General features: G+C 71.8%; 1 protein-coding gene and 1 pseudogene. Both read left to right on the top strand.

What is annotated here, in order from left to right:
- The first annotated feature begins 452 nt into the window (after positions 1–452).
- The gene (locus ABZ885_RS40260) at positions 453–1,388 is read left to right on the top strand and encodes a hypothetical protein (protein ID WP_360200037.1); all 936 of its coding nucleotides are present in this window, start codon (positions 453–455) and stop codon (positions 1,386–1,388) included.
- A 9-nt stretch (positions 1,389–1,397) separates the two neighbouring features.
- A pseudogene (locus tag ABZ885_RS40265) lies at positions 1,398–1,885 on the top strand (hypothetical protein); the annotation flags it as partial.

The raw sequence follows: 1,885 nt of genomic DNA on the forward strand, positions 1-1,885 counted from the left end.
ACGGTCGCGATCACCGTGTAGCGCACGCCCGGCACGGTGTCCGGCAGGGTGGCCATCTTCTGGTTGAACGCGGAGCCGACCGCCTGGTCCCGGCACACAGTCACCCCAATTGATGCGGCATCGAGGCGGGAATAGCCTGGAAGGACCGAGGGCCGGCACCACTTGCCGCAACGTCGTCCGGCACCCTCGACCGCCGCCGTCCAGAGGCTGGGGGCGCCCCATGCGACATAACCCGGCACGGGTCCTGGCCTCCTCGCGCCGCGGACCACAGCGGATTCCCCCTCGTCGACGCCGGGCCGGACGGCGGCGTGCGGCGGCGAACGTCCGACCGGCCAGCAGACGGGACGGGGCGGGACGACCGGTCTTCCTCGACAGCGTTCCGCTCGGCGCGTGGTGAGCGCCACGGAGCCGCAACCCGACAGTCAGAGAAGGCGATCACGGTGGTATTCCAGATGTTTCCCGACACCGGCCAGCTCAGGCTCGCGAAAGATGCCACCACCGGACTGGTCGCCTTCGGCGTGGATCCGACGGCGTCCTCCTGGTTCCTCCAGGTGGTGTCCATCGGGCCGAACTGCCAGCCGCTTCGCGGAAGAGCGCCGGACCTCGAGATCCGGGCGGGCCAGGGGCTGATCACGGCCGTTCCACAGGCACCCGCCGAGGCAGCCATCCCCGACGAGACCGGGACGTCCGCTGCGACCGCCTCCTGGACCCGGGACACCACCGATGTCTTCACGCTGCAGCTGAAGATCGCCGGCCACGGCGTGCCCGCCTGGAGCCTGCGGATCACGAACAACGACCCGCAGGAGCTGGGCTTCGTCTGGACGTCGGCCAGGTCCGCCGGGGACGGCCGGCAGCCGCGGATCCAGATGGACACCACGGTGCACGTCACCGTGCGGGGCACGGCACCGGACCGGGTGGTGCCCATGGCCAACATCGGTCCGGGCACGCTGACCATCGCCGGATCGGCCGGGGCGGACATGGGCGCCGGATTCACCCTGAAGAGCTTCCCGGCCGGCCTCGCTCCCAACGCCTGTGGCCAACTCGTGCTCAAGGTCGCTCCCGGCGGCTCGTCCGCCGCACCCACGCAGACCGCCAGCTTCACCCTGAACTGCAACGACACCGTGATCGAGGAGAAGACGCTCCACCTCACGCGCGAGCAGCTCAAGTCGGGGAAGGAGGGCAAGGAGGGCAAGGACAAGGAGAAGGAGGGCAAGGAGAAGGAACACAAGGACCACGTCGGCAAGGAGCTGGAAGTGCAAGCGGGCACGCTCGCCGGTTCCGCGTCCGGTCAGGGGTCCGAGCACTTCATCCCCGCGGACCAGCGCCCCGATCTCGCGGACAGCGCCCTCGGGAACGAGAACCCCGAGGCGGGGCCCGGTCGGGGGTAGGCCCCCCGCATGTGGCTGGTGCTCTGCGATCCCGGCGACCGGGCGGCGCTGTGGGCCCACGAGGGACTGCGGAAGCGCGGACTCGAGCCGCTGGAACTGCTGTCCCCGCAGGCGCTGCTCGGCTCCACCAGGACCGCGCACCGCGTCGGCCGGCACGGCGCGGACTTCGAGATCTGCCTGCCGGACGGCCGCGTCCTGGCCAGCCGGGACGTCTCGGGCGTGCTCAACCGGGTGGCCGCCGCGCCCTTCGGGATCCTGCCGTTCGCCCGGCACGCCGACGCCCTGTACGCCCGGGAGGAGCTGGACGCCCTCCTGCTCAGCCTGCTGACGTGCCTCGCGCCGGTCTCGGTCAACCGGCCCTGTGCGACCGGACTGTGCGGAGCCTGGCGGTCGGCCGCGGAGTGGACCGTACTCGCCGCACGGGCGGGGCTGCCGGTACCGCCGGCCAGGATCTCCAGCATCCCCGGTCCGGAGCCGGGCGCGTCCGTGACGCCCGG

This window comes from Kitasatospora sp. NPDC047058, from assembly GCF_040643935.1.
Classification (GTDB): domain Bacteria; phylum Actinomycetota; class Actinomycetes; order Streptomycetales; family Streptomycetaceae; genus Kitasatospora.